Origin of the sequence: Endobacterium panacihumi (genome assembly GCF_050847465.1) — a bacterium.
GTDB classification, from domain to species: Bacteria; Pseudomonadota; Alphaproteobacteria; order Rhizobiales; family Rhizobiaceae; genus Neorhizobium; species Neorhizobium panacihumi.
Genome location: NZ_JBOZRA010000001.1, coordinates 1,670,740 through 1,696,182 on the forward strand (window position 1 = coordinate 1,670,740; position 25,443 = coordinate 1,696,182).

The window sequence follows — 25,443 nt, forward strand, 5'->3', positions numbered from 1 at the left end:
ATTCTTTCGCATCAGGACCTTCTTAATAATTTCCTACTAGGCTCGCACCATCCGGATCAGCAGTCCATGGGCAATGAGTAACAGCGTCAGCACATCGACGGACAAGATCATCGTGGACCGCACGCGCGCCCACCGCAGCAAGCCCGTGTCCAAAGCTGTTCGAGCCACCCGCGAAAGACTGCAATACACCGCCCAGGGCGCCCATGTCTTCGATCGGGAAATGCTGTCGCAGCATGTGCATACCGTCCTGCAAAGCGCGTTGATCACGCCCGTCGTCATCATCCTTGTCGCCATGGTCGGCCTTGCCATCAATCAGGATAGCAGCCTGTTATCATGGGGCCTGCTGGCGCTGGCGGTGCATGCCATGAACCTCGTTCTGGCCAAGCGGGTCGCCCGCAAGGAATTCACCACCGAGGAGGCGCTGCGCTGGCGCAAGTGGTTGCTTGCGGGACAGATCGCGCTCGGATTCTGCTGGGCAATTTTTGCCTTGCAGACCTGCGACGCCTGCGGCAATGCCGATGGCTTCTACTTCTACAAGGTGGCGGCTCTGCTGGTGGCGATCTCGATCACCGCCATGACCAATTTCATGCTGCGTCAGGCTGCTCTCTTCAGCTTCATCCCGACAGTCCTGATGCTGCTGATGACCGCGTTCTCGAGCCAGAACCCTCTGGATTACGGCATGGCGGGCATGGTGGCGACCGCACTCGTGCTGTTCTATTACATTTCCAACAGGCTCTATCAGTCCAGCCTCACGCTGATGTCCTTCCAGTCGGAAAAGGACGACCTGATCGCCGAACTGGAAGTCGCCAACTCGATGTCGGATGAGGCCCGCCGTCGCGCCGAGGAGGCAAATCTCGCAAAATCCCGTTTCCTCGCCTCGATGTCGCATGAGTTGCGCACGCCACTCAACGCCATTCTCGGCTTTTCCGAGGTGATGAATTCGGAAGTGCTCGGCCCGCTCTCCAACCCGACCTACAAGGAATATGCCGGCGACATCCACCGGTCGGGCGAACATCTGCTCAATCTGATCAACGAGATTCTCGACCTGTCGCGCATCGAGGCCGGTCGTTACGACCTCGCCGAAGAGGCGCTGTCGCTTCTGGAAATCGCCGAGGATTGCATCGGTATGGTGCAGCTGCGCGCCCGCGCCAAGAACATCACCATCCAGCAGCAGTTTGAGCCGGAAATGCCGATGGTCTGGGTCGATGAAAAATCCATGCGTCAGGTGCTGCTCAATCTGCTCTCCAACGCGGTGAAGTTCACCAGCCAGGGCGGCGATGTGATGGTCAAGGTCGGCTGGACGGCCGGCGGCGGTCAGTATGTCTCGATCAAGGACAACGGCCCCGGCATCCCGGAAGAGGAAATCCCGGTCGTGCTCTCTGCCTTCGGTCAGGGCTCGATCGCCATCAAGAGCGCCGAACAGGGCACCGGCCTCGGCCTGCCGATCGTGCAGGCGATCCTTGCCAAGCATGACGGTCAGTTCATTCTGAAGTCGAAATTGCGCGAAGGCACGGAAGTCATCGCCATCCTGCCCGCCACCCGCGTGCTGCAGAGCTTGCCGGCCGTAGAGGACGCCCCTCTGATTGAGCGCCGTCGCAAGAGCTTTGCCTGACCGGCTGAGAGCCTACCAACGGACCGGCACACCACCTTTTCCCGCGCACGGTTTTGAGGCATGATCGTGCCATGACCAAACTTCTCGACCGCGCCATCGAAGCCGCCCGCGAACTGCCTGCCGAAATGCAGGACGAGATCGCCGGCATGCTTTTGCGTTTCATCGGTGAGGATGATGGCAAGGTCTATCAACTGACCACAGAGGAGGAGGCTGAGCTCGGTATGGCCGAACAGGAAATCGCGCGCGGCGAACTTGTGGAGGAAACCGAGATGCGCACCATTCTGGCGAAATACATCCGGTGAGCATCCGCTTTACCGATCGCGCGTCCATGCAGATCGACGAAGCGCTTACCTATGTTCGCGAACGATCGCCATCCGGCGCCGAGAGCATCGCGCTTCGTCTTTCCGAGATTATCGATCTTCTCGCACACCAGCATAGAGCCGGCCAGCGAACGAACAGGCCATCAACAAGACGACTTGTTCTGACACCTTATCCCTACATCCTCTTCTATCGATTGCATGGCAATGAGGTGATTGTTACCCGTTTCCTCTATGCCGCGCGCACAAGCGGTACTTAAGAAGACAACCGCGCCATCACCACATAAAGCACAAACACGCCGTTCGCGCACAGCAGACAGAACACCGCGAGCGATCCCAGATCCTTGGCATGGCGGCCGACGCTGGAAATTTCGGGCGAGATGCGGTCGACCAGTTCCTCGATCGCCGTATTCAGCGCCTCGACTGAAAACAGCACCAGCATGAGAACGAGATAGATCAGGTAATCGGCAAGATGCGCGCCGACCGCCGCGAAGACCAGAAGACCGGCGACAAAGGCAATCACTTCATGGCGAAAGGCTTCCTCTCGCCACAGCCGTGCCAGTCCCTGCAGGGAATACCGCGTCGCCGCCACCACGCGGCGCATGCCGCTCGCCTTTTCGATCGTGCTGTCGAGTGGCGTCTTTTCCATGTTCGGCTTCCCCGTCCGGCAGCCGCAATTTCATCGGCCCGATGCGCAGCTATCGCCCGCACCGCCTTTGACGTCCATCCGTAATTCCTATCATCCAACAGAAGCCGGACCAAAATTTTTTCTCGTACAATCGATCATGTCACCGACAGAGCATTTTACGATCAGCTGTCGCGCTCGCGTTCGGCAGCCTGCCGCAATCTGATCCTCTGCCCCGCCGCCCAGGAATCCGCATGGTCCTCAAATCGGAAAATACGCTCGAAAACCTCGCCCTCCTCAAACACCCGGACGATCCACCAATCGTCACGTTCGATAATCTCGACCCTGTTGCAAGACAATATGCCAAATCCCAATCACCCCATCAAAATATGACAAAAGCTAACTTTCGAAGAAATAGGTGTCCACCCGCGATTTCTTGCAAATGACCGAAAAACAGGCAGGCAGAACGGCCAAACTCACGCAAATTCGATCATTCTGACCGATTTTCACGCAAATGTTATGCCGCGCTGTCGCTGAGGCGGGAAATGGGAAGACAGGAAAAGACCGGGAGAATCAGCGTGGCTGCGTACCCAACCGCCAACAAAAAGGGCGGTCGCCACAAGCGCCGCCCCTGCCCTGCCTTCGATGATCGCCCGGCCATTATGCCTTGTTGGTCACGCCCGCCTGAGCAAAAGTCGCCATGCCGGAATGGCAAGCGGCGGCAGACTTGACGATGCCGGCGGCCAAAGCCGCGCCGGTGCCCTCGCCCAACCGCATGCCGAGCGCCAGAAGCGGCGTCTTTCCGAGCTTTTCGATCGCCGCCAGATGGCCCGGCTCACCGGACACGTGACCGATCAGGCAATGATCAAGTGCCGAAGGGTTGGCAGCCTTCAGAATGGCGGCAGCGGCAGTGGCCACATAACCATCGATCAGAACCGGGACCTTTTCCATGCGCGCGGCAAGGATCGCGCCCGCCATCGCCGCGACTTCACGCCCGCCGAGACGACGCAGCACTTCCAGCGGATCGGACAGATGGTCCTTGTGGAATTCAACCGCCGCCTTCACGGCCGCAATCTTGCGCTCAAGTACGTCGCCATGCGAACCGGTACCGGGGCCGACCCACTCTTCGGCAGTGCCCCCGTAAAGCGCAAGATTGATGGCGGCGGCGATCGTGGTGTTGCCGATCCCCATTTCGCCAATCACCAGAAGATCCGTGCCGCCGGCAATCGATTCCATGCCGAAAGCCATGGTGGCGGCGCAGTCACGCTCGGACAAAGCCGGTTCAACGGTGATGTCACCGGTCGGATAGTCCAGCGCCAGGTCAAAGATCTTCAGGCCGAGATCATGGGTCACGCAGATCTGGTTGATGGCGGCGCCGCCGGCTGCAAAATTTTCCACCATCTGCTGGGTGACAGACGGCGGAAACGGCGTGATACCGTGTTTGGCAACGCCGTGATTGCCGGCAAAGATCGCCACCAACGGACGGTTGACCGCAGGCGTTCGGCCGGACCATGCAGCCAGCCAGAAGGCGATTTCTTCCAGACGCCCGAGCGAACCCGGCGGCTTCGTCAGTTGCGAATCACGCTCGCGCGCCGCCACCAGTGCCCGCTGATCGGGGCCCGGCAGTTCGCGCAGAAGAACGCGAAAATCATCGAAAGGCATGCCGCTCACGCTCATATCATCATTCCTTGTCTGTCTCTTCTCGCGGGAAGGCTTGTGTTTGCTTCGGGAATCCCGCTTTGTGGCCCCCTGTTTATCAGGCATGGCCGGAGGAACAACTGCCAAACGCACGTCACATGATCAGCGAATTCGTCGCGGATATCGCCCGATCCGCCGGCTTCCTGAGCCGGTTGCCGGTTCATGCGCGCTTTTTCGAAGGCCATGACGGCAGCATTTCACGGGCTGTGCGTGCCTTTCCCGTGGCGGGCGTCGTCATCGCCCTGCCCGCCATGTGCGTATTCTGGGCCGCTCTCGTTCTCGGCGCACAGCCATCGCTTGCCGCCATTCTTGCGCTCGGCGTGCTGACCATCACCACCGGCGCATTGCACGAGGACGGCCTTGCCGACGCTGCGGACGGGCTCGGTGGCGGACGCGACAAGGAACACGCGCTGACCATCATGAAGGACAGCCGCACCGGCTCCTATGGTGTGGTCGCGCTGATCCTGTCCTTCGGCATCCGCGCCGCCGCGCTTGCCCAGCTCGGCACCGATCTCTCTCCTTTCGGCGCAGCGCTCGCGCTTCTGTCCGTCGCCGCCGTCAGCCGCGCCCTGATGGTCTGGCACTGGTCAATGCTGCCGCCGGCCCGTACCAATGGCGTGGCGGTCGCGGTCGGCAAACCTGAAGAGACTGCACGTACGACAGCGCTAGTGCTGGCAACGACGATCGCCTTTATCGTCCTCCTGCCGAGCTACCATCTCGGCTCGATCCTGTTTGCCCTGGCATTCGCTGTTCTGGCCGCCTTTGCCTTCACCCGCGTGGTCGATAAAAAACTCGGCGGCCATACCGGCGATACGATCGGCGCGACCCAGCAGATCAGCGCATCTGCGGTTTTTACCGCCCTTGCCCTTGCAACGTAAGCACCCGATATGTTGGCCATGCACGCATCGAAAATTCTCTCTCCCTGCAGCGGCGTCTGCACGATTGCCGGCGAAAACACGGCCCTTGCCGGTCATTGCATCGGCTGCGGTCGGTCGCTGGACGAAATCGGCAGCTGGCGCGATCTGGATGACGATACGCGTGCAAAAATCATGACCGCCCTGCCCGGCCGCCTGCGCCACGCCGGTCTTACCGTTCCGACCACTCTCATGGAGACCATCGCACCGTGAATGGATTGACCGTCGTTCTGCTCATTCTCGGCGCCGGACTGGCGCTCCTCATCTTCAACGATTCGAGTGGCCGGACACTTGGCATGGCCAATGATGATTTTGCGAGTCTCGTTTATCTGCTGCCGATCGCGGCCGTTCTTTCCGCCGGTGTGCTGGCGGGCCGCCATGGCAAGCTTGGCGAAACGGCACGGATGATCGCCATCTGGCTGGTCATCATCATGGGCCTGATGGTCGGATATCTCTACCGCAACGATTTTGCTTCGGTCGGCAACCGTTTCATGGCGGGTCTGATGCCCGGCAGCGCCGTGGTCACCACCGCGTCAGACGGCAGTTCGGAAGTCATCCTGCAAAAGGGCATGGGCAATCATTTTCAGGTGCGCATGGAGATCAACGGTCGCACCATTCCGATGATGGTCGATACCGGTGCCAGCGCCGTCGTGCTGACATGGGAAGATGCCCATGCGCTCGGCCTCGATCCGGAAAACCTCTCCTTCACTGTCAGCGTATCGACAGCAAACGGCCGCGCCATGGCGGCTCCCGTCCGCCTCGAACAGATGGCCATCGGCCCGATCGTGCGTCGCGATATCCGCGCCATGGTTGCCTCGGAAGGACGCCTCAGCGAAAGCCTGCTCGGCATGAGCTTTCTATCGACGCTCAGCTCTCTGCAAATCCAGACGGACGAACTGCGGCTGCGTGACTGACGCCTACTCCGCCGCCATCAGTTCGGCCACCGGAACGACCTCATCCGTGCGGCTGCGGAAATGGCTGGGCGGTGCGCCGATGATGCGCTTGAAGGCGCGGCTGAACGAAGCTTCGGCATCATACCCCAGCCGTTCGGCGATCACCGAAACACGCATGCCCTCCTTCAGCCACAGGCGTGCCTGATGCATGCGCACCCGCGCCACGTACCGTGCCGGCGTTTCGCCCACCACCTTGGCAAAGCGTTCGGCGAAACCGGAGCGTGATGCCCCCATATGGCGTGCAAGTTCGGCCACCGACCAGTCGCGTTCCGGCTCCAGATGGATGGCCGCCAGCACACGGCCCACATCGGGGCTGCGCACCGCCGCGATCCAGCCATTGGTCTCGCCGCAGCCATGCTCCACCCATGTGCGGATCATCGTCGCCATCAACACATCCGCCAGCCGTGCCAGGATACCACCGGCGCCGACACGGTCCATATCCACCTCGCGTGCCATCGCATCGAGCAGATGCGGGATGGTCGGCTCGCTGCGGGCCAGATCCGTCGTCGTCATCACATCCGGCATCATCTGCAACAGCGGATGCAATCGGTCGAGGTTGAAACGCAGCGAACCATTGAAGATCTGCGTCTCACCCGGCCGATCCTGGCATTTCACGTCGTAAACGCCAGAGCAGATTTTTGTGCGTCCATACCGCTCGAACGGCACCGGCGGAACATGCGGATATTCCGCCACGATATGCGCATCGCCACGCGGCACCAGCACGGCATCCCCTGCATTCAGCGACAGCCACTCTTTCTGGCCCTCCAACCGCAACACGGCGGAGCCGGACTGGATGAAATGAAACCGCGCCGCCTCCTGTGCTGGAAAGGCGGTGGCCCAGGGCGAAGCCGGCCGGCAGCGGCCGTATTCCACGCCGTCGAGACGCAATCCCCGCAACATTTCGCTGAGCGGATCGGCGGGGAGTTCAAACGGAAAATTGGACGAATGATCAAGCATGCCGGATTTTCTAGCATGGAAACGCCAGCCCGTCACGTCTATCCCTTGATCAACAGCAAATCAGGAGATCCCCATGCTGGACCATATCCCTTCCCCGGGCGGCGACGCCCGGACGATAGAACACGCCCGCTGGGGCGCCGTCGTTTCCATGACGCTTGGCGTTTTTGGCCTCGTCACCGCAGAGTTTCTGCCCGTCAGCCTTTTGACACCGATCTCCAGTGATCTCGAGGTCACATCAGGCCTTGCCGGTCAGTCGATCACGATGACGGCCATCGTCGCCGCCATTGCTGGTCCCGGCGTTATTATCGGCACGCGAAAATTCGACCGCCGCTGGACAGTTCTGGCATTGACCATGACGCTGATCATTTCCAGCCTCATCGCCGCTGCCGCCACCAGCATCCACATGCTTCTTGCCGCCCGCTTCCTGCTCGGCATCGGGCTTGGTGGCTTCTGGGCCATGTCAGCCGCCCTGGCCATGCGCCTCGTGCCGCCGCATCTGATGCCGCGCGCCATGGCCATCATCATGGCCGGCGTTTCGCTTGCCACCGTCTGTGCCGCCCCGCTCGGCGCCTGGATCGGTGCCACGATGGGCTGGCGCGCTGCCTTCGGCCTGTCGGCCGGCATCGGTGTCGTCGCCCTTTTCGTGCAGGCCTTCACCCTGCCTGCCATGCCGCCAAGCGGCCATGCCGGTCTCGCCACCATGGCAGCGCTCTTGCGCCGACCGGCCATGCGACTTGGCCTGATCACCATCCTTCTGGTGATCACCGGCCATTTTGCCGGCTTCACCTATATCCGCCCGTTCCTGGAACGCGTGCCACATCTCGGCGTCGAAACCATCTCGCTGATCCTGCTTGCCTATGGTGTCGCCGGTTTCTTCGGCAACCTGTTGGGTGGTTTCGTATCGGAGCGCAGCCCGCGCCTGTCGATCACCATCTTTGCCAGCCTCATCGCAGCTGCCGCCGTCAGCATGGCAGTGGCCGGCAGTTCGGAAATCGTCGCCGCCACGGCCGTCGCCATCTGGGGTCTTGCCTTTGGCGCCATCCCGGTCAGCCTGCAGAGCTTTGTCGTTCGCGCCGGTTCGGATGAAGCCGAAAGCGCTGGGGCACTGATGCTGACGACATTCCAGATCGCCATTTCCAGCGGCGCGGTTCTGGGCGGCATCCTCATCGAAACGCAGGGTCCGATCGCCGTCGTCACCTTCCTTGCCGCTGGCGCGCTTCTGGGCGCCTCGGTCATGGCCAGCCGTGGCCAGCAGCGCCGCCTGTCGATGGGCTGACACGGCCCACGCGCCACACCAATGAACCGGCCGGGTCTTCCCGGCCGTTTTTTTGGAATATTCATTCTTGGCAATCGTCAGATTTGGGCGCATGCACGGCATATCGATCATCCCGCCAGTGTTGCCATGCCCCCTCGCCAAATCGCTTCCCTCATCTTCAGCCCCATCCTTGCCGGCGCCAGCCTGCGCGAACGCCTGATCGCCGGCCTCGGCGCGCTCATTGGCATATCGTTGACCGGCATGCTTGCCGGCCTCATGACCCACCACGGCCTGTCGCCGCTGCTCGTTGCCCCCATGGGCGCCTCCGCCGTGCTGGTGTTTGCCGTTCCCGCCAGCCCGCTGGCGCAACCCTGGTCGGTGATCGGTGGCAACACGCTGTCGGCAGCGGTCGGCCTGCTTGTCGTATATCTGGTGCCGGAACCGATCATCGCCACCGGGCTTGCCGTTTCACTCGCCATCATCGTGATGTCCGTGGCGCGCTGCCTGCATCCGCCGGGCGGTGCCGCGGCTTTGATGGCCGTGCTCGGCGGCGGCACCGTCGATGCCTGGGGGCCGCTCTTCCCGATCATGCCCGTTCTGCTCAACGCGGTCGTGCTGACCATCGCCGGCATCCTCTTCCACCGCATCTGCGGCCGATCCTACCCACATCGCCCGGCACCCGCCGTCACCGCGCCGAATGTGCCGGTGCCGCCAAAAATCCCGAATTTCGAGGAGGAGGATGTCGATGCGGCCCTTGCCCATCTCGACGAAACATTCGACATCGACCGAGAAGACCTGATCCGCCTGATGCGGCAGGTGGAAGCCGAGCACATCGCACGGCGCACAGCGCTGAAATGACAAACGGCGCCCCGAGAGGCGCCGTTTCCATTTGCATGTATCGGAAGCGATTAGATCTTCAGGTCGTCCTTGTCGGCTTTGGCCGATGCCATGATCTTTTCCAGCCAGCCGAGCATCACGGCCGACACCACGAAGGCCAAGTGAATGATCGTGTACCACATCAGCTGACCATCGGTGTATTTCGCGGCATTGAGGAAAATCTGCAGAAGATGGATCGATGAAATCGCCACGATCGACGAAGCCACCTTGATCTTCAGGCTGCCGGCGTCCAGCTTGCCGAGGAAAGAAACGTCCGCTTCCGTCTCGTCGAAACGGCTGACAAAATTCTCGTAACCGGAAATCATCACCATGACGATCAGGCTCGCCACCAGGGCGGCATCGATCAGGCCGAGCATGGCGAGGATCATTTCCCCTTCGCCCAGCGTGAAGACGTTTTGTGCCACCTTCCAGAATTTCGACAGGAAGGACAGCGCGTAAACCGCCAAAGCCGCAGCAAGGCCGAGGTAAAAGATGATAAGTATCCATCGGCTCGACAAAATGATCTTCTCGACGAGCAGTTCCAGCGATTTCATGTAAGAATAGTCTCCGAACGGTCTTGGGGTGCGGATCAGATAGTCGCTGACCACGACACCCGCAAGACGACGGAACTCCCCCGCGTCGCTAGGTCGCGATTTTCCTGACGATTGCTAGTTTTGGCGTCAGCTGCGCAGCCGGTAGCCGGTGCGGAAAATCCAGCCGAGGATCGACAGGCAGATGACCAGAAACAGACCGATCATGCCGAGGCTGACGACAGGGTTGACGTCGGCGATCTCGTAAAAACTCCAGCGGAAACCGCTGACGAGATAAAGAACCGGATTGAAATGGCTGACCGCCTGCCAGAAGGGTGGCAGCATGTCGATCGAATAGAAACTGCCGCCGAGGAAGGTGAGCGGCGGCACGACCAGCATCGGCACGATGTTCAACTGCTCGAAGTTCTTGGCCCAGATGCCGATGATGAAGCCGAACAGGCTGAAAGTAATGGCCGTCAGCACCAGAAACAGCGCCATCATGAACGGATGCGCGATATGGATATCGACGAAGAAGGAGGCGGTCGCCAGAATGATCAGGCCTATAATCAGTCCCTTGCTGGCTGCCGCCCCGACATAACCGATCAACACTTCCGCCATCGCAACCGGTGCGGACAGCAGTTCATAGATCGTGCCCGTGAACTTTGGGAAATAGATGCCGATCGAGCCGTTGCTGATGCATTGCGTCAAAAGCGTCAGCATGATCAGGCCGGGCGTGATGAACGAGCCATAGGACACGCCGCCGACTTCCTGAATGCGCGAGCCGATCGCCGTGCCGAACACGATGAAATAAAGTGACGTGGTGATGACCGGCGAAATCACGCTCTGCAACAGCGTGCGGCGCATGCGGGCCATTTCGAAGAAATAGATCGACTTGACCGCTTCGAAATTGAATTTTTGCACGCTCATGCCCGCTCTCCGATCAGTTTTACAAATATGTCCTCGAGCGAACTCTGGTGGGTGGAAATATCGCCGAGCGGCACATCGGCGGCAGACAGCGCCTTCATCAACGCCGCGATCCGGCTTTCATGGCCGTTGCCATGCGTTTCGTCGGCGGCGTAATCATGGACCAGCGCATTGCCGTTATCGACCAGCTTGAGATCAAAACTTTCGAGCCCCAGCGGCACCGCTTCCAGCGGATGCGTCAGCTCCAGCCGCAACTGTTTTGCGCCGAGCTTTTTCATCAGCGTCGTCTTGTTCTCGATCAGCAGAAGCTCGCCGGCATTGATGACGCCGACACGATCGGCGATCTCTTCCGCCTCCTCGATATAATGGGTGGTGAGGATGATTGTGACGCCGGTCGCCCGCAGCTTTTCCACCACCTGCCACATGTCGCGCCGAAGCGTCACGTCAACACCGGCGGTCGGCTCGTCGAGGAAAAGGATGCGCGGTTCGTGTGCCAAAGCCTTGGCGATCAGCACGCGCCGCTTCATGCCGCCGGACAGTTCGCGCAGCATGTTGTCGCGCTTGTCCCACAGCGACAGGTCTTTCAAAATCTGCTCGATCAGCGCCGGATTTTTGCTCTTGCCATGCAGGCCGCGAGAAAAGCTGACGGTGTTGATGACCGTCTCGAACTGGTCGGTGGTCAGTTCCTGCGGCACCAGCCCGATCATCGAACGGGTTTCGCGAAAGTCGCGCACCACGTCATGGCCGCCGACCATCACCTGCCCGCCCGACGGATTGACCAATCCGCAGACGATCGAGATCATCGTCGTCTTGCCGGCGCCGTTCGGCCCCAGAAGCGCGAGGATCTCGCCTTCGCGGATATCGAGATCGACGCCCTTCAGCGCCTTGAACCCGTTACCGTAGATTTTTGTCAGGTTGCGGATGGAAACGACAGGTGGTGTGCTGGATGGCGTCTGGACTGATGGCATGGGCAGGACTTCTGGCTGGAATGCTGAGGCGCCGGATATAGGTGTCATACCAACGAAAAACATCCCCCGTCAGCAGTTCTCCGTTTTCAGGGACAATCAGTAAAAGACGCCGACGAAAAACTGGATCGACACGCAGATGAGGAACACGCCAAACGCCCGTTCCAGTGCCTGCCGGCTCATCGCATGGGCGGCGCGGGCGCCATAAGGCGCCATGATCAGCGTGATCGGAATGATCAGCACAACAGCGATCCAGTTGACATAACCGGTCGAGAGCGGCGGCAGGCCGGATGCGCCCCAGCCACCGACCACATAACCCACCAGACCCGGAAGAGAGATCAGCACGCCCATGCCCGACGATGTCGCCACTGCCTGATGGATGGAACGACCGTAAAGCGTCATGAACGTGTTGTTGACCACACCGCCACCGACCCCCATCAGGCCTGAAAGAATGCCAAAACTGGTGCCAACCAGAAACCGCGCCGGATTTTTCGGCAGTTCATCGCCCAGCCGCCAGCTGGCACGGTTGAATATCATCCGTGCAGCCAGAATGAGGGCGATGACGGCAAAGATCACCCGCAGCGTCACGCTCGAAACCTTGGCAGCAACAAAGGCGGCGATCAGCGTGCCGAGCGGCACGGCAATCACCCAGCCGCGCAACAATTCCATATCGACCGCGCCGCGCGCCCGATGCGCCATGAAGGAGCGGATCGAGGTCGGCACGATGATGGCAAGCGACGTGCCGAGCGAAAGCTGCATGCGCACCTCTTCCGGCACGCCGAGCAGACCAAAAACATGAAAGAAGATCGGCACCAAAATGGCGCCGCCGCCAATGCCGAACATACCGGCCAGCAGCCCGGACAGGACACCGCTCACCGCCAGCACGGCCGCGAAGAACAGGATTTCCGTCAGTTCGGGCATAGGTTCTCCTCAATGCAAAACCGGCATTGCGGAGTTTTGTCTGCACCGCTGCACGTCCCACCGCTACACATCATTGGCTTTGTGCCAGCCTGAAGACCTGTGGACAAGTATGGTTGCGGCCGGTTTTGACCACCTCCAAAAACGCGAGAACCACAAAATCCATACAACCGTCATTCAGCAGTCATCTTGCCACGCCATGTTGCCGTCGTCGGGACCGGCCGCACCGCCGCACATGCAGCCAGCCCCGAAGCATGACCGTCCGCCGCCTTGCCCGCCCGTCCTCGTCGGGCCGCCAAGGCATCTTTTGGCCGATGGTCCTTATTGAGGAAACACATGGCCGCCCATGTGTTTCCTGTCGTGATGCATGCAGTCGTGATGACCGAAAGTCGGCGTTTCCATCCCACGCCAGCTTTCCTTCCTTGGCCGGCCTCAGTGCCGGCCTCTTTTTTTGCGCTGGGTGGAAAACACATCACCCTTGAGCCCCGCCCGCTCACCGGCTATTTGGAGCCTCCACAAAACTCCTCCGACAAAGCAAGGTACCTCCCGGCATGATCCCAGATTTCCTCGTCACCCATTCCGGTGGCTTCCATGCCGATGAGCTGATGTCTTCCGTCATCCTCACGCGTCTTTTTCCAAACGCGAAACTGGTGCGCAGCCGCGCGCCGGAATGGATCACGCCGGGTTCCGACCGCATCATCTACGATGTCGGCGGCGCTTATGATGCGGAGGCCGGCATTTTCGACCATCACCAACGCGGCGCCCCCTTGCGCGAAGACGGTTCGCCCTACTCATCCTTCGGCCTGATCTGGAAACATTTTGGCCGTGCATACTTGTTGGCACTCGATGTGCCGGAGGCGCATGCCGATGCCGTGCATGCCGCTTTCGATGAGAAATTCGTGCTGCCGATCGACCTTCTCGACAATGGTGCGGTCGATCCTTCCGTTGCCGGGCCGCTGGTCAGCCTGACGCTGCCAAGCCTGCTCGCCACCCTGAAGCCGGTTTTCGACGCCAAGGATGCCGACGCAGATGACCGCGCCTTTGAAGTCGCCCTCACCATCGCCCGCGCCTTCGTCGAAGCCGGCATTGCCCAGCGTGCATCAAAACTGCGGGCCGAAAGCCTCGTTCTCGATGCAATCGCGGCCACCGGTGAAAATCGCGTTCTGGAACTGCCGATGGGCATGCCGTTCCGCCCGGCCATCGTGAAAGCCGGCGCCGATCATCTTCTGTTCGTCGTTCACCCGCGTGACAAGGACTGGTGCGTCACCGGCATCCGCCTCAGCGACGAAGGTTTTGAGCAGCGCGCCGACCTGCCGGCCGCGTGGGCTGGCCTCAACAATGGCGAGTTGGAAAAGGTATCGGGTGTCATCGGCGCCAGCTTCTGCCACAACGCCCTCTTCATCGCCGCCGCAAAGACGCGTGAAGCGGCGCTTACCATGGCGGAAATCGCGGTCAATGAAGCCCTGGCGCACTGACAAGCTCATAACGCATACCCGAAGGCACGCTTGACCGCGTGCCTTCACTGCAATGGTTTGACCATTCGTCGTGGTCTCCTGCCGGATTTCAGGGAAGTGTGACCACGAGTTTCTCTCGCGAAACCCCTGACTTCGCAATCTCCAGCGCTTCCTGAAAAGCGGCGACCCCGCTGCCCACGATCCTTGCCGGCGGAGCGGCGCGATACGCCCCCCTGGCGAGCACGTCCGGCAAAAAATCGCGATATATCATATCGCCAATGCCATCGTCCTTCAGGCTCGTTCCGTGGATATGCGTGACCTTTACCGATGCGGATGGGTCCGTGTCTGGCGGCAGTGTCATGGCAATCGCGCGTAGCCCTTGACTGCGGCTCACAACGGCGACGCAGTCGGCCTGATTTCCGGTGGCATGGAGAGCACCCGCCAGCATCCTGCCTTCGAGAGCGTGTGAAACCTCATCGACAATGGCCGGATCACGATAATCGAACACCTCGACAGCACCCAGCTGCCTCAGCAGGAGGGCACTGGACTGAGAGGCAACGGCGATACAGTCATAGCCGGACGCCACGGCGAGCTGAATGGCATTGCAGCCAACGCTGGACGCGGCGCCCCAGACTAGAATGGTCTCACCGGTCGCTGACGGCGTGGCCGATGGGGGCGCCAGCCCGAGATGCGCGCCCTGATACAGGCCGCAAGCAGCAGTTCCCAGGCCAAGCGGCAGGACCGCGGCATCAACATAGGACATGGAAGCAGGGATGGGAGCGGCCATGTTCTCGAAAACCGCCGTATGTGTCTGGAAGGCGCCCTGCGATGGCTGATTGATGGTCGTGCCCACCGCCTGCCCGAGCACGCGATCGCCGGGCCGGAAACGTGTGACGCCATCTCCGACCGCGACGACCTCGCCGGCAATGTCGCTGCCGAGAATGGCCGGGTAATCGAGCCACGGCAACAACGCGTCATCCTGAAGCAACCAATCCAGAGGGTTGATCGCCACGGCATGATTTCGAACCAGAATTTCGCGGCTGGCTGGGTGCGGGATGATCACGGGTTCGACTGCAAGTGTGCGTCCCGGTTCTTTCTGCCACGCAGCTTGAGGGTTTTCCAATCTCGACATTGAGCAGGCTCCTTGGTCGGTCTCTAACCAAGGTAGGCGGCTGGATCGTGCCAAACAATGCACCATATCTACAATGCTTTGTTGCTTTTGAGGTTACAATCCATGGATGCTGGAGAATTCAAAGAACTCGCGGTTTTCATGGAAATCTGCAACGCGCGCGGTTTCCGTCGTGCTGCCAACCGCCTTGGTACGACGCCATCTGCGGTCAGCCGGACATTAGGCAGACTGGAACAACGTCTCGGCATGAGATTGCTCAACCGCACCACCCGCAGCGTCAGTCCGACCGATGCGGGTGAATTGCTGTACAATCGGCTCGCCCCGGTGTTGTCGAGTCTGGACAGTGTCGTTGAAAAAACGATCGCGCATCAGAATATGCCGGTTGGGACTGTCAGGCTTAACCTGCCGAAGCTAGCTGCCGAACACGTTCTTGCCCCGCATCTGGCGGGGTTCACCGCCGCCTACCCGGGCGTGCGTCTCAACCTCGTGATCGACGACGACCTGACAGATGTGATCGCGGAAGGATTTGATGCCGGCATTCGCATCGGTGAACTCATGGCGCAGGACATGGTGGCGATCAACCTGACGGAACCTTACCGCGTGGCCGTCGTCGGCTCCCCCGATTATTTCGAGAGACATGTCCGGCCGGACGTGCCGCGTGATCTGCGCAACCATGCCTGCTTGAATTACCGATGGACGAAATCCGGAAAGCTGCACCGCTGGCGGTTCCACGGTCCAAACGGTCACCTGTTCGTTGATGTCGATGGACCATTGGTGATCAACGATACCGGCATCATTCGGCAGGCTGCAATGTCTGGTGTGGGTTTGGCCTACCTGCCCGAGGCGAGCGTCGCCAGTGAACTTGCCACGGGCAGGTTGACGCGGGTGCTGGAGAAATGGTGCGAGCCTTTTCCAGGATTTTACCTGTATCATCCGAGCCGCAGACAGACGCCTCCTGGCTTACGGGCGCTGATCACATATCTGAAAGCTCATCATCAGCGATGACGCGGGCCGGACGTTTCCAGAATGTCCCGCATCAATCGCAGTAGCGGCTGTTCGACTTGCGCTGCCTCAGGTCGAAGTGAAAATGGTTCCAGTGCTCCTTGTTCGAGCCTGGGCCGAGCACAGTGTTGAAATATTTGCAGCTGTCGGTGCGCACGGCCTTCAGCAAAGCGCCTTCGCGGAAGGAGAAAAGCCCCTTCTTGCGCACGTCGATATCCTTGCCGTTTTTCAACACGAACTTGCCGACATCGATGGCATTGCCGCGAGAATGTTCCGACATCGGATTGTATTTCTGGCGGCTGTTGTTCATGCGACGGCAGGAATAGCCGCCCATCGGCACGATGCGCTTGACGCCGCTCCAGTAACGGTAGCGAGAAGACGGCGCCAACTCGTATTTCACCCAGCGGGCAAAGGCGAGCGTGGTCTGGCAGTTCAGTTTGACCGAAGGCTTGACGTCGATATCACCGGAAAGGCCGGTCAACTCGACGGGGTAATCGATGCCGCAACTCGGCCCGTCGCTGATACGAGGCGCGTTGCGGAATTCGACGCCGAGACGGCGCAGTTCCACCCGGCAGGCAGCTTCCGAAGCCGGCATGGCTTCCGGCCCGCGCGGCGGCGCAATCGGTGCGCGCTCGTCCATCGGGTTGGGCGTGCGCAGCATCGCCACCTCTTGCGTGCGCGCCGCACCACCAACCTGTCTTGTGCCGAACGGTGTCGACTGGCGCTGCCACGGCTGCTCGCCGTCCATGTTGCCGCCACCCAGATCGGCGCGCTGACCGCTGCCCGACCGTTTTGGTGGCACGATCACCGGTTCATCAGCCATGTTCTGTGTGCCGGCCCGACGGCCAAGCGCCCGCGGACTATCGGTGCCGATACCATCGACCACCGGCTGATTACCGACACCTTCGGCAATATCCGTCTGCTGTTCCTCCGCAAGCCCGACAACACCCTGATTGCCGCCAACGCCGAGTTCGGCATCCATATTGACGCCACCATCGGCACCTTGAGCCGACAGGCCCTGATTGCCGGAAACAGCCGCAACGCCCTCGTCGCTGTCTATGCTCGGCAGACGACCCTGCTGCACGCGCGCATTACGAGGCGTTCCGGCATAAGGATCGGATTGTTGCGGCGGCATCGGGCCGCCCCATTGTTCATTGCCTGCCCCGTCGCCGTTCGCTGGCGGCATCGGCTGCTGCGCAATCCCGCCATTGTGACCACCATAACCGCCATAGGACGATCCGGGTTGGCCATTCATACCCGGCTCACGCAGGTAACCGTAGGAAGATTGACCCTGATCGACGGAGGCCGGCGGCATGGGATTGGAAAGGCCTGCTGTCGAGGTTCCGCCATAGGTCTGGTTGGCCGGCATGTTTGCCGGTGGCATCGGGCGGATCGCACCAACGCGCGTGCCGTTGTCGACGCCGACCGGCGGCACAAGCCCTTCGGCCGAACATGCCGTCAGCATCGTCGTGATCATCAGCGAAGCCGTAACCCGCCGCCAGAAAAAAGCATACGCCATACCAGAATGCCTTACCTGTCCAAGAGGTCGTCCGTTCTTCGTGACAGATTCGCCACTCTGTCGGATTCTAGACAGGCTTGGTAAACGAAACCTTGAGCGATCAAGGCCGTTTCAAGGTCATATCGGGACAGGCTGCCGCAGAACGGGCCATAGACACGCAAAAGGCCGCCGGATGGGTCCCGCGACCTCAGAATGCTCGTCACCCTCGGGCTCGTCCCGAGGATCTAATCACGGCGCCACAAAAGCAACGGAGCAGATGCTCGGGACAGGCCCGAGCATGACGTGCGGTGGCGTTCGCGTGCGCTACAGACGACAGGCACGCACCTTAACCGACACGCTTACGCCGCCTTGCGCACCACGCCCATCGCGCCATTGCTCAGGCGGAAGCCGGAAATCAGCTGCTGCAGATGACGGCTCTGGTCGGCCAGCGTCTGGCTTGCCGCCGTCTGCTCTTCCACCATCGCGGCATTCTGCTGGGTCATCTGGTCCATCTGGTTGACGGAGGCATTGATCGCCTGCAGGCCGTTTGCCTGTTCGCCCGAAGCCTTGGCGATGTCGGAGACATAGGCGTTTACCCGCTCCACCAGATGCACGATCTCCACCAGCGCATCACCGGTCGAACGCACCAGCGTCACGCCAGCCTCCACCTCATGGGTGGAATTGCCGATCAGCGCCTTGATCTCGCGGGCGGCATTGGCCGAACGCTGTGCCAGCTCACGCACTTCCTGTGCCACGACCGCAAACCCACGCCCAGCCTCGCCGGCACGCGCTGCCTCCACGCCCGCGTTCAAGGCGAGCAGATTGGTCTGGAAGGCGATTTCGTCGATGACGCCGATGATCTGGCTGATCTTGCTCGAAGACTCCTCGATCCGCCCCATTGCCTCGACGGCATTTCGGACGATCTGGCCGGATCGGTCGGCACTTGCCTTGGTTTCGGCCACCACCTTGCTCGCTTCCTTGGCGCGCTCGGATGCGGCCTTGACGGTCACGGTGATCTCGTCGAGCGCTGCGGCCGTTTCCTCAAGGGCTGCCGCCTGTTGCTCGGTGCGACGCGACAGATTGTTGGTGGCGCCGCTGATATCGGCGGCACTGCCATAGACCACATGGCCGGTTTCGGAGATCGCCTGCACGGTCGAATTCAGCGCCTCGACGGCGGCGTTGAAATCATCGCGCAGTTTTGCGTAATCGGTGCCGATCTCGCAGAGCGACATGGAAAGGTCGCCGCTTGCCAGCGCTTCCAGCGCATGCCCCAGCTGCGACATCGCCTGACCCTGTTTTTCAGCAGCGCCGCGCAGCATGTCCTCATTGCCGCGACGTTCTTCCTCCAGTGCCCGCTGCTGTTCGATCTCGCGCCGCTGCATGGCCGCGCGTTCGTCGACGCTGTCGCGCAGCACCACAAGCGCCCGCGCCATCGCACCCATTTCGTTGCGATGATCGGTGCCCTGAACCTCGATGCCGGGACGCCCATCAGCAATCGCCTGCAGCACACGACGCACCCCGGCAATCGGATTGGCGACACTGCGGATCACAACATAGGCGCCGGCCAGCAGAAGCAGCAGGCCAACGCCGGAAATCGCACCAAAACGCATGGCGTTCTGCCAGAACATCGCCTTCAGGTCGTCGGAATAAACGCCGGTGCCGACCACCCAGCCCCAGGGTTCGAAACCGGCCACATGCGAAAACTTTTCGACAGGCTGGTCGGCGCCTGGCTTTGGCCAGTAGTAGTCCGAAAAGCCCTGCCCGGTTGCCTTCACGACCTTGGTGAATTCGACGAACAGGAATTTGCCGTTCGGATCCTTGTTCTGCGACAGATCGGTGCCGTTCATCTCCGGCTTGATCGGATGCATGACCATGAACGGCCGCATGTCGTTGATCCAGAAATAACCGCTGCCATTGCCGTAACGCATGGCACCGATCACCTTTTTCGCCTCGCCCTGCGCCGCCTCGCGGCTCATCGCGCCGGAAGTCTCCAGCCCGTGATACTGCTTGAGAATGGCGATAGCGTTGTCGTTCATGGCGGCAAGACCTGCCTTGCGTTCCGCCTCGGCGGAGCGATAACTCTCGAACAGAGAGAAGGTCATGGCCGCGCCCAGAACCAGCGCGGACAGCAATACCAACAGGTAAAGCCTTGCAGATATTGTCAAATGCCTCATGTCACTCCCCCAATAGTCATTTGTTCTTTTTAAATTTATTCGAATTCTTTTACTAACGCGTAAAAGTGCATTTGCCCGTTAAATTGGCATATGCACCGCTTGCCGAAGTAAGATTACTTGCCTATGCTCGCGATTTATTGCACCGCACAATAATAACAGACCGGAACAGACGATGACCGACACTGCCAAAACTGCACCAACCGGAGAACTCACACTCCGCACGCTCGCCATGCCCGCCGACGCCAATCCGGCCGGCGACATTTTCGGCGGCTGGGTCATGGCGCAGATGGACTTGGCCAGCGGCATCCGCGCCGCTGAGCGCGCCCATGGCCGCGTCGTCACCGCAGCGGTGAAGGAAATGGCCTTCGAACTGCCGGTCAAGATCGGCGATACGCTGAACATCTACACACAGATCGCCAGGGTTGGCCGCACGTCGATCACGTTGACTGTCGAGGCCTGGGCACAACGCGCCCGCCACCGCGCGCTGGAAAAAGTGACGGCCGGCACATTCATCATGGTGGCGCTGGACGAAGACGGCAAACCGACGCCGGTGCCGGGCGAATAAGATCAGACCGCCCACGCCCGATCACACGAGCTTCAATGTATCAGACATGTCGGGCAGACTTCTCTGTCCGGCATGCGGTTACCCCGGCTACGCGTCACGGCCAGCCTACGACGAGGCCGGTGGCATGATTGGCACAGCAATCTGCCCATGTTGTCTTTGGGAACCGGGCTTTGACGACCACCCCGCAGCAAGCAACACTGCCAAATCCACGATAATCACGTCGTTGCGCAATTATCGTAGACGCTGGAAAGAGGGACCTTGTTGGGCCGGCAACCCATCTGACATACCGCTGCATTGGGATGGCACCTTACAGCTGTCCAATCTGTTCAAGATCGCACCGCATCTCCGTTAGCAGGCTACCGACACCGACGGGGCGCGGGCCTACGCCGCCCTCTCCGCTATCCGCCTCAGCAGCGGCGCCAACTCGGGCGGCGGTGCCTTTTCCACCCAGCGGTAATCGCTGCCGTCGCGATTGCGCCGCATCAGCCCGAGATCGACCATGTCACGCCGCAGCAAGGCGGCGTCGCCAAATGTATGAAGCGTATCGAGAAAGGCGCTGATCTCGCGCTCCGAAAACAGTGTTTCACGCAGGATTTTCGACCACAGATACCAAAGGCATAATTCCTGCTGCGATCGTTTGGTCGGCCAGCGGATGATCCGTCCTTCACGATCGAACAGGCGCAACGTACGGGCCACGCGTGTTTCATCGAAAACCGGCGCGACCACCGTATCGGCAGAAAGGCTCCAGTCCTTGATCACATCGGCGCGCTGCTGATTTTCCCGCAAATGCTGGTAATTGCGAAAGCCCGCCGCTTTCGACAGCAGGTTCAAAACTTCCACCTGGCTGGGCTTATGGTCGAATCCGGAAAGCTGCTGGCGCACGGATTTGGCGAAGGCCGAAAGATCGGCGACTTCCATCGGAATGATGGTTCTGGACATAACTTACCCTCGATGCGCCGTTCCTGACATGAGGTATCGATGGTCGCCGTCTTGTCGATGTCGGCACGGGATAAGTGCTGAACTCCAAGTATCAAAGCAGGTTTAGCTTCCCTTGCGGGACGGCAACGCCTCGGTGAACTGCAGACCGTGCGCAATACCTACCATAGCCAATGGGTCCGTCAAGAATGGCAGCGACCTATTCCGCCGCCAGCCGCACCACACGCGGCTCATCCAACCCGAGAATGTCCGAAAAATCCTTGTGGTTCGGGCAGTTTGACAGCCGTACCTTGAAAGCCTCGACCAGCCAGGATGCCGCCGGCCCCAGCGGATGCGAAGCCTTGTGCATGGCATAAAGCGGATATTCGCCCTGCTGATAGGCATCGAGTTTCAGCGCCACCAGCCGGCCATCCGCCAGATCCTGACGGACAAGCGAAGCCGGCAGACCACCCCAGCCAAGCCCGCCCTTGATCAGCTGATGCTTGGTGGCGATATCGCTCACCCGCCATGTCTTAAACGACAGGACGTTGAAATCGCGGCCATTGGTAAGACCGGAGGCATCGGTCACCACCATCTGCACCTCCTCGCGCACATCGGACAGCGTCAGCGGCCTGTCGATCTGCGCGAGAGGATGATCAGAAGCGGCCACGGGCAGCATGAAGGAATGGCCGATCTTTTCCGCCACCAGCGTATCGTCCTTGCTCAACATCGCGCCACCCAGGCCGATATCGGCGCGGCCGGAAGACACCATGTCCATCACCATGCCGAGTTCCCCGACATGCAGGTTGAGTGACACGGAGGAAAAGCGGGCACGGAATTCTCTGAGTTCAACGACAACCGCATCGGCGGGCACCATGACGGAGATCGCCATGGTCAGCTCCGCCTCCAGTCCCTGTTTGATGCTTTTCGCCCGCGCCCGCATCAATTGCAGATCAGCGACGATGCGGCGGGCATCGGCCAGCATGGCGCGCCCCTCTTCCGTCAGCTTCGGCTGGCGGCCGCTGCGTTCGAACAGCGACATTTCCAGCTGCGCCTCCAGATTGGCGATCGTATAGCTGACCACCGATTGGGCGCGATTGAGCCTGCGGGCTGCCGCGGAAAAGCTTCCCGTTTCGGCCACGGCCAGAAAAACCTGCAACTGATCGAGCGTGGGATTGGCGTCCATTCGACCTATCCATTTTTTAGATAACGAGCTTCGACATTATCCCGGTTCTCTCGATAGGTGTCCACGCCTATTTGTGTCGTCAAGCGAGGACGGGACATCCCAGCCCAACCTCCGAAGAAACAACCACAATCCGATCAAGGAAATTGTCCATGTCGTCCATTCTCCTCGTCACCTCCAGCCCGCGCGCCGAATCCCTGTCGACGAAGGTGGCCACCGAGTTCGTCGATAAGTTGAAAGCCAACAATCCGGCAACAACCGTTGCTCACCGCGACCTTGGCAAGAACCCGATCGCCCATCTCGACCCGGTCACCACCTCGGCCATCAAGAAGCAGCCGGCCGACCGCACGCAGGAAGAAGCCGCAGCCGTCGTCGAATCCGACACGCTGACGAATGAACTTCTGGCTGCCGACACCGTCGTCATCGCCACCGGCCTCATCAACTTCAACATCTATTCCTCGCTGAAGTCGTGGATCGACATGATCGCCCGCGCCGGCATGACCTTCCGCTACACTGCTGAGGGCCCGGAAGGCCTGGCCACCAACAAGAAGGTCTACGTCGTTCTGTCGTCTGCCGGCATCTACAGCGAAGGCCCTGCAGCGGCAATGAACCATGCCGTTCCCTACCTCAAGACCATTCTGGCTTTCATGGGCATGAACGACGTGGAATTCATCCTCGTCGAAGGCACGGCATTCGGTCCGGAAGCCTTTGAAAAGGCGATTGCCTCGGCTGCCGCACGCACTGACGAGCTGGCCAAGGCTGCCTGATCTTTCAAAAAATCCACCGCTGAAACGGAAAATGGCGACCGATGCAGATCGGTCGCCATTTTCATTTGAAGTCCTTTTATGGATACGGCCCGATCAGACGGCCTGGCGCTCCGGCTCCACCACCTGGGCGGCATACATGGTCTTGCCGCGATGCACCGCTTCGGCCATGCCCTTGAGCTGCATGCCGATCACTGGGCGCACTTCCATCAAGCGTTCCTGCACCGGCACCGGACGGCCAAGGAGATACCCCTGCAATTCATCACAGCCGGCCTGGGTCAGGAACAGTGCTTCCTCGATCGTTTCAACGCCTTCGGCGACGATCTGCATGCCCAGCCCGTTGCCGAGCGCGATAATGGAGCGGACGATGACCTGCGCGCTGTCGATCACGCCGAGATTGCTGACGAAACTGCGGTCGATCTTGATCGTGTCGAACGGATAACGGCTGAGGTAGCTCAGCGATGAATAACCGGTGCCGAAATCGTCAAGCGCCACGGCAAACCCCATGCGCTTCAATTCTTCGAGAACCTGCAAGGCCCGCTTGTCGTCTTCGATCAAAACGCTTTCGGTGATTTCCAGCTCTATCTGCGAAGCCTGAGCACCGGTCTCCCTCAGCATCTCGCCGAGGCGGACCAGGAACCGGCTTTCGCGGAACTGCAGCGGACTGACATTGACGCTGATGCGCCGCCCTTCCAGCCCATGGCTCAGGCGGCAAGCCTCCGCGATCACCCATTCGCCAAGCGCCACGATCTGGCCCGACGCTTCGGCGACCGGAATGAATTCACCCGGCGAGACGAGGCCGCGCTGCGGATGGTTCCAGCGCAACAGCGCCTCGTAAGCAACGATATCGGCAGTGACCGCATCGACACGTGGCTGCAAATAAAGTTCGAACTCACCACGCGCGATGGCAAGATCCAGATCCGCTTCCAGCGCACGCCGCTTTTCGATGGCCTCGTTCATGCCCGGCTTGAACACGAGACTTGCGCCAAGCCCCTGCTGCTTGGCATGGAAAAGCGCGATATCGGCCTTGCCGACCAGTCCATCGAGGTCGGCGGCATGTTCCGGGCAAAGCGCTCCGCCGATGCTGACGTCGAGCTGCAGCCTCTCTCCTGAAGCGATCTCGATCGGCTCGGCCATGCCGGCCAGCAGGCGATGACCGAAATCCTCGATCTGGAAGCTGAAATGTGTGTTGGCCAGGATTACCGCGAACTCGTCGCCACCCAGTCGAGCGACCAGATCATGAGGGCCAAGCAGCCGCTGCAAACGCGCTGCCGTCTCACGGATCACCGTGTCACCGGCATGGTGGCCGTGGCCGTCGTTGACGTCCTTGAAGCGATCGATATCGACCATGGCGATGGCAAAGCTTGCGCCGCGCGCGCTCAACTCCGCCACACGCTCGGCAAACAGTGCGCGGTTCGGCAGGCCGGTCAAAACATCATGCTGCGCCAGATGGCGGATACGTTGTTCAGCCTCCTTGCGCTCCCGCAGGTCGACGAAACATCCGACACGCGCCCGCTGGCCGTGATAAAGGATATCTCGCCCACGCGCCTGCACAGGAATGTGTTCACCATTCTCGGCGACCAGCACGAGTTCATGGATGGTGTCGTCGTTGAAGGTGGTTACCGTCGCGACATCGATGTCGGGCCCGTCGCGGAGAAAATCGTAAATGCTTGTACCGGGCAGATCTCTCGGCGACCGCCCCAGCAGTTTCGCCAGTTGCGGATTGCCGTCGATGACGATGCCGTCCCGATGGATGATGATCGCTTCGAACGTGGCGCTGGCAAGGGCGGCCACGCGCTCGCTATCATCGCCGGCTGCGTTTTTCTTCTGTTTCTTGCGCTGAAAGGCTGCCAGCGTCCAGGCCTTTCGACCCGGGATCAGCCAGCCAATGCCGGCAAAGGCAACCGCACTGATGCCCAGGCCCCAGTAAAGGTCGGAGAGGATCGAACCAGTCGAAGAGCCCATTGCCGGTGCGTCAGTCGCAGCCGCAAGCGCCTGCGGCGCCGTGCAGGCAAGAAGGCCAAGCGCAAACCAGCCTATATGTGTGCAACGTGCTCGCATCAGCGGACCGACAACTCAAGTGACAAGATGAGCGGAAGGTACGGCCAAGGCCTTAATATTGGGTGATCGCGAGATTGCAGGAATCAGCGATTTCGGCAACGGGATCAAACCTGTTGCTGACTTTTCCGTGAGAGCGGAGATTGACTTACGTTAC

25 protein-coding genes are annotated in these 25,443 nt (G+C 60.5%); 12 read left to right on the forward strand and 13 right to left on the reverse strand.

Features of this window, described 5'->3' with window-relative positions; genetic code table 11:
- Window positions 1-73 precede the first annotated feature (73 nt).
- The 3 genes from ACRQ1B_RS08325 (at window position 74) to ACRQ1B_RS08335 (ending at window position 2,189) form a co-directional block, all read left to right on the forward strand.
- Window positions 74-1,612, forward strand: coding sequence for a sensor histidine kinase (locus tag ACRQ1B_RS08325; RefSeq protein ID WP_432293147.1), 1,539 nt, complete (start codon window positions 74-76; stop codon window positions 1,610-1,612).
- Window positions 1,613-1,683: 71 nt separating this feature from the next.
- Entirely contained in the window at window positions 1,684-1,914 is a 231-nt protein-coding gene (locus tag ACRQ1B_RS08330; RefSeq protein ID WP_432293148.1) for a hypothetical protein, read from the forward strand.
- Entirely contained in the window at window positions 1,911-2,189 is a 279-nt protein-coding gene (locus ACRQ1B_RS08335; RefSeq protein ID WP_432293149.1) for a type II toxin-antitoxin system RelE/ParE family toxin, read from the forward strand. Before ACRQ1B_RS08330 ends, ACRQ1B_RS08335 begins: the two co-directional genes overlap by 4 nt.
- Here the strand turns inward: ACRQ1B_RS08335 and ACRQ1B_RS08340 are convergent.
- Together ACRQ1B_RS08340 and cobT are read right to left on the reverse strand one after the other, a co-directional pair.
- Window positions 2,186-2,578, reverse strand: a complete 393-nt coding sequence (locus ACRQ1B_RS08340; RefSeq protein WP_432293150.1) for a diacylglycerol kinase — start codon at window positions 2,576-2,578, stop codon at window positions 2,186-2,188. The two genes, ACRQ1B_RS08335 and ACRQ1B_RS08340, sit on opposite strands and share 4 nt — an antisense overlap.
- A 636-nt stretch (window positions 2,579-3,214) precedes the next feature.
- A complete protein-coding gene (gene cobT, locus ACRQ1B_RS08345; RefSeq protein WP_432293151.1) occupies window positions 3,215-4,231 on the reverse strand; it encodes a nicotinate-nucleotide--dimethylbenzimidazole phosphoribosyltransferase in 1,017 nt (338 codons plus the stop codon).
- Between the two features lie 119 nt (window positions 4,232-4,350).
- Between cobT and ACRQ1B_RS08350 the strand changes: the two genes are divergently transcribed.
- Genes ACRQ1B_RS08350 through ACRQ1B_RS08360 form a run of 3 tightly spaced genes read left to right on the forward strand, consistent with a single transcriptional unit; the run spans window position 4,351 to window position 6,080 of the window.
- Complete coding sequence (locus ACRQ1B_RS08350; protein ID WP_432293152.1) at window positions 4,351-5,130, forward strand: adenosylcobinamide-GDP ribazoletransferase; 780 nt, start codon at window positions 4,351-4,353, stop codon at window positions 5,128-5,130.
- A gap of 18 nt (window positions 5,131-5,148) precedes the next feature.
- The gene (locus ACRQ1B_RS08355; protein ID WP_432293153.1) at window positions 5,149-5,379 is read left to right on the forward strand and encodes a DUF1289 domain-containing protein; all 231 of its coding nucleotides are present in this window, start codon (window positions 5,149-5,151) and stop codon (window positions 5,377-5,379) included.
- Window positions 5,376-6,080: a TIGR02281 family clan AA aspartic protease gene (locus ACRQ1B_RS08360; RefSeq protein ID WP_432293154.1), complete on the forward strand. Its 705-nt coding sequence runs from the start codon at window positions 5,376-5,378 to the stop codon at window positions 6,078-6,080. Before ACRQ1B_RS08355 ends, ACRQ1B_RS08360 begins: the two co-directional genes overlap by 4 nt.
- A 3-nt stretch (window positions 6,081-6,083) precedes the next feature.
- Here the strand turns inward: ACRQ1B_RS08360 and ACRQ1B_RS08365 are convergent, their stop codons facing one another.
- Window positions 6,084-7,076 (reverse strand): AraC family transcriptional regulator, encoded by a 993-nt coding sequence (locus ACRQ1B_RS08365; RefSeq protein WP_432293155.1) that lies wholly within the window; start codon window positions 7,074-7,076, stop codon window positions 6,084-6,086.
- Window positions 7,077-7,149: 73 nt separating this feature from the next.
- Here ACRQ1B_RS08365 and ACRQ1B_RS08370 point away from each other — a divergent pair, with 73 nt between their 5' ends.
- Entirely contained in the window at window positions 7,150-8,352 is a 1,203-nt protein-coding gene (locus ACRQ1B_RS08370; RefSeq protein ID WP_432293156.1) for an MFS transporter, read from the forward strand.
- A 126-nt stretch (window positions 8,353-8,478) separates the two neighbouring features.
- Entirely contained in the window at window positions 8,479-9,189 is a 711-nt protein-coding gene (locus ACRQ1B_RS08375) for an HPP family protein (protein ID WP_432293157.1), read from the forward strand.
- 50 nt (window positions 9,190-9,239) lie between these two features.
- Here ACRQ1B_RS08375 and ACRQ1B_RS08380 read toward each other — a convergent pair whose 3' ends face one another.
- The 4 genes from ACRQ1B_RS08380 to ACRQ1B_RS08395 form a co-directional block, all read right to left on the reverse strand.
- Window positions 9,240-9,761 (reverse strand): TIGR00645 family protein, encoded by a 522-nt coding sequence (locus ACRQ1B_RS08380; protein ID WP_432293158.1) that lies wholly within the window; start codon window positions 9,759-9,761, stop codon window positions 9,240-9,242.
- Between the two features lie 126 nt (window positions 9,762-9,887).
- On the reverse strand, window positions 9,888-10,664 hold the full coding sequence (locus ACRQ1B_RS08385) for an ABC transporter permease (RefSeq protein ID WP_432293159.1): 777 nt from the start codon (window positions 10,662-10,664) through the stop codon (window positions 9,888-9,890).
- Window positions 10,661-11,629 carry an ABC transporter ATP-binding protein gene (locus ACRQ1B_RS08390; protein WP_432293160.1) on the reverse strand — a complete coding sequence of 323 codons (969 nt, stop codon included), beginning with the start codon at window positions 11,627-11,629 and terminating at the stop codon, window positions 10,661-10,663. The genes ACRQ1B_RS08385 and ACRQ1B_RS08390 overlap by 4 nt, the downstream gene beginning before the upstream one ends.
- Before the next feature lie 96 nt (window positions 11,630-11,725).
- Entirely contained in the window at window positions 11,726-12,547 is an 822-nt protein-coding gene (locus tag ACRQ1B_RS08395) for a sulfite exporter TauE/SafE family protein (protein ID WP_432293161.1), read from the reverse strand.
- Window positions 12,548-13,095: 548 nt separating this feature from the next.
- Between ACRQ1B_RS08395 and ACRQ1B_RS08400 the strand changes: the two genes are divergently transcribed.
- A complete protein-coding gene (locus ACRQ1B_RS08400; RefSeq protein WP_432293162.1) occupies window positions 13,096-14,019 on the forward strand; it encodes an MYG1 family protein in 924 nt (307 codons plus the stop codon).
- Between the two features lie 88 nt (window positions 14,020-14,107).
- Here ACRQ1B_RS08400 and ACRQ1B_RS08405 read toward each other — a convergent pair whose 3' ends face one another.
- Entirely contained in the window at window positions 14,108-15,130 is a 1,023-nt protein-coding gene (locus ACRQ1B_RS08405; protein WP_432293164.1) for a zinc-binding alcohol dehydrogenase family protein, read from the reverse strand.
- 102 nt (window positions 15,131-15,232) lie between these two features.
- Between ACRQ1B_RS08405 and ACRQ1B_RS08410 the strand changes: the two genes are divergently transcribed.
- Window positions 15,233-16,132: a LysR family transcriptional regulator gene (locus ACRQ1B_RS08410; protein WP_432293165.1), complete on the forward strand. Its 900-nt coding sequence runs from the start codon at window positions 15,233-15,235 to the stop codon at window positions 16,130-16,132.
- A 31-nt stretch (window positions 16,133-16,163) separates the two neighbouring features.
- On the opposite strand, the gene ACRQ1B_RS08415 is transcribed toward ACRQ1B_RS08410, so the two are convergent.
- Window positions 16,164-17,648, reverse strand: a complete 1,485-nt coding sequence (locus ACRQ1B_RS08415) for an extensin-like domain-containing protein (RefSeq protein ID WP_432293166.1) — start codon at window positions 17,646-17,648, stop codon at window positions 16,164-16,166.
- A 338-nt stretch (window positions 17,649-17,986) separates the two neighbouring features.
- A complete protein-coding gene (locus ACRQ1B_RS08420) occupies window positions 17,987-19,801 on the reverse strand; it encodes a methyl-accepting chemotaxis protein (RefSeq protein WP_432293167.1) in 1,815 nt (604 codons plus the stop codon).
- 172 nt (window positions 19,802-19,973) lie between these two features.
- Between ACRQ1B_RS08420 and ACRQ1B_RS08425 the strand changes: the two genes are divergently transcribed.
- A complete protein-coding gene (locus ACRQ1B_RS08425) occupies window positions 19,974-20,366 on the forward strand; it encodes an acyl-CoA thioesterase (protein ID WP_432293168.1) in 393 nt (130 codons plus the stop codon).
- A 381-nt stretch (window positions 20,367-20,747) separates the two neighbouring features.
- On the opposite strand, the gene ACRQ1B_RS08430 is transcribed toward ACRQ1B_RS08425, so the two are convergent.
- Window positions 20,748-21,305: a DUF2087 domain-containing protein gene (locus tag ACRQ1B_RS08430; protein ID WP_432293169.1), complete on the reverse strand. Its 558-nt coding sequence runs from the start codon at window positions 21,303-21,305 to the stop codon at window positions 20,748-20,750.
- Window positions 21,306-21,501: 196 nt separating this feature from the next.
- Complete coding sequence (locus ACRQ1B_RS08435; protein ID WP_432293170.1) at window positions 21,502-22,467, reverse strand: LysR family transcriptional regulator; 966 nt, start codon at window positions 22,465-22,467, stop codon at window positions 21,502-21,504.
- A 149-nt stretch (window positions 22,468-22,616) separates the two neighbouring features.
- Between ACRQ1B_RS08435 and ACRQ1B_RS08440 the strand changes: the two genes are divergently transcribed.
- Window positions 22,617-23,231, forward strand: coding sequence for an FMN-dependent NADH-azoreductase (locus ACRQ1B_RS08440; protein WP_432293171.1), 615 nt, complete (start codon window positions 22,617-22,619; stop codon window positions 23,229-23,231).
- Between the two features lie 93 nt (window positions 23,232-23,324).
- Here the strand turns inward: ACRQ1B_RS08440 and ACRQ1B_RS08445 are convergent, their stop codons facing one another.
- The gene (locus tag ACRQ1B_RS08445) at window positions 23,325-25,289 is read right to left on the reverse strand and encodes a putative bifunctional diguanylate cyclase/phosphodiesterase (protein WP_432293172.1); all 1,965 of its coding nucleotides are present in this window, start codon (window positions 25,287-25,289) and stop codon (window positions 23,325-23,327) included.
- Between the last annotated feature and the right edge of the window lie 154 nt (window positions 25,290-25,443).

Coding starts and splice junctions, on each gene's coding strand:
- ACRQ1B_RS08375 (WP_432293157.1), top strand. CDS start 8,479: ATGCCCCCTCGCCAAATCGCTTCCCTCATCTTCAGCCCCATCCTTGCC.
- cobT (WP_432293151.1), bottom strand. CDS start 4,231: ATGAGCGTGAGCGGCATGCCTTTCGATGATTTTCGCGTTCTTCTGCGC.
- ACRQ1B_RS08395 (WP_432293161.1), bottom strand. CDS start 12,547: ATGCCCGAACTGACGGAAATCCTGTTCTTCGCGGCCGTGCTGGCGGTG.
- ACRQ1B_RS08350 (WP_432293152.1), top strand. CDS start 4,351: ATGATCAGCGAATTCGTCGCGGATATCGCCCGATCCGCCGGCTTCCTG.
- ACRQ1B_RS08400 (WP_432293162.1), top strand. CDS start 13,096: ATGATCCCAGATTTCCTCGTCACCCATTCCGGTGGCTTCCATGCCGAT.
- ACRQ1B_RS08330 (WP_432293148.1), top strand. CDS start 1,684: ATGACCAAACTTCTCGACCGCGCCATCGAAGCCGCCCGCGAACTGCCT.
- ACRQ1B_RS08405 (WP_432293164.1), bottom strand. CDS start 15,130: ATGTCGAGATTGGAAAACCCTCAAGCTGCGTGGCAGAAAGAACCGGGA.
- ACRQ1B_RS08365 (WP_432293155.1), bottom strand. CDS start 7,076: ATGCTTGATCATTCGTCCAATTTTCCGTTTGAACTCCCCGCCGATCCG.
- ACRQ1B_RS08425 (WP_432293168.1), top strand. CDS start 19,974: ATGACCGACACTGCCAAAACTGCACCAACCGGAGAACTCACACTCCGC.
- ACRQ1B_RS08445 (WP_432293172.1), bottom strand. CDS start 25,289: ATGCGAGCACGTTGCACACATATAGGCTGGTTTGCGCTTGGCCTTCTT.
- ACRQ1B_RS08440 (WP_432293171.1), top strand. CDS start 22,617: ATGTCGTCCATTCTCCTCGTCACCTCCAGCCCGCGCGCCGAATCCCTG.
- ACRQ1B_RS08370 (WP_432293156.1), top strand. CDS start 7,150: ATGCTGGACCATATCCCTTCCCCGGGCGGCGACGCCCGGACGATAGAA.
- ACRQ1B_RS08435 (WP_432293170.1), bottom strand. CDS start 22,467: ATGGACGCCAATCCCACGCTCGATCAGTTGCAGGTTTTTCTGGCCGTG.
- ACRQ1B_RS08340 (WP_432293150.1), bottom strand. CDS start 2,578: ATGGAAAAGACGCCACTCGACAGCACGATCGAAAAGGCGAGCGGCATG.
- ACRQ1B_RS08355 (WP_432293153.1), top strand. CDS start 5,149: ATGCACGCATCGAAAATTCTCTCTCCCTGCAGCGGCGTCTGCACGATT.
- ACRQ1B_RS08410 (WP_432293165.1), top strand. CDS start 15,233: ATGGATGCTGGAGAATTCAAAGAACTCGCGGTTTTCATGGAAATCTGC.
- ACRQ1B_RS08380 (WP_432293158.1), bottom strand. CDS start 9,761: ATGAAATCGCTGGAACTGCTCGTCGAGAAGATCATTTTGTCGAGCCGA.
- ACRQ1B_RS08430 (WP_432293169.1), bottom strand. CDS start 21,305: ATGTCCAGAACCATCATTCCGATGGAAGTCGCCGATCTTTCGGCCTTC.
- ACRQ1B_RS08390 (WP_432293160.1), bottom strand. CDS start 11,629: ATGCCATCAGTCCAGACGCCATCCAGCACACCACCTGTCGTTTCCATC.
- ACRQ1B_RS08415 (WP_432293166.1), bottom strand. CDS start 17,648: ATGGCGTATGCTTTTTTCTGGCGGCGGGTTACGGCTTCGCTGATGATC.
- ACRQ1B_RS08420 (WP_432293167.1), bottom strand. CDS start 19,801: ATGAGGCATTTGACAATATCTGCAAGGCTTTACCTGTTGGTATTGCTG.
- ACRQ1B_RS08325 (WP_432293147.1), top strand. CDS start 74: ATGAGTAACAGCGTCAGCACATCGACGGACAAGATCATCGTGGACCGC.
- ACRQ1B_RS08385 (WP_432293159.1), bottom strand. CDS start 10,664: ATGAGCGTGCAAAAATTCAATTTCGAAGCGGTCAAGTCGATCTATTTC.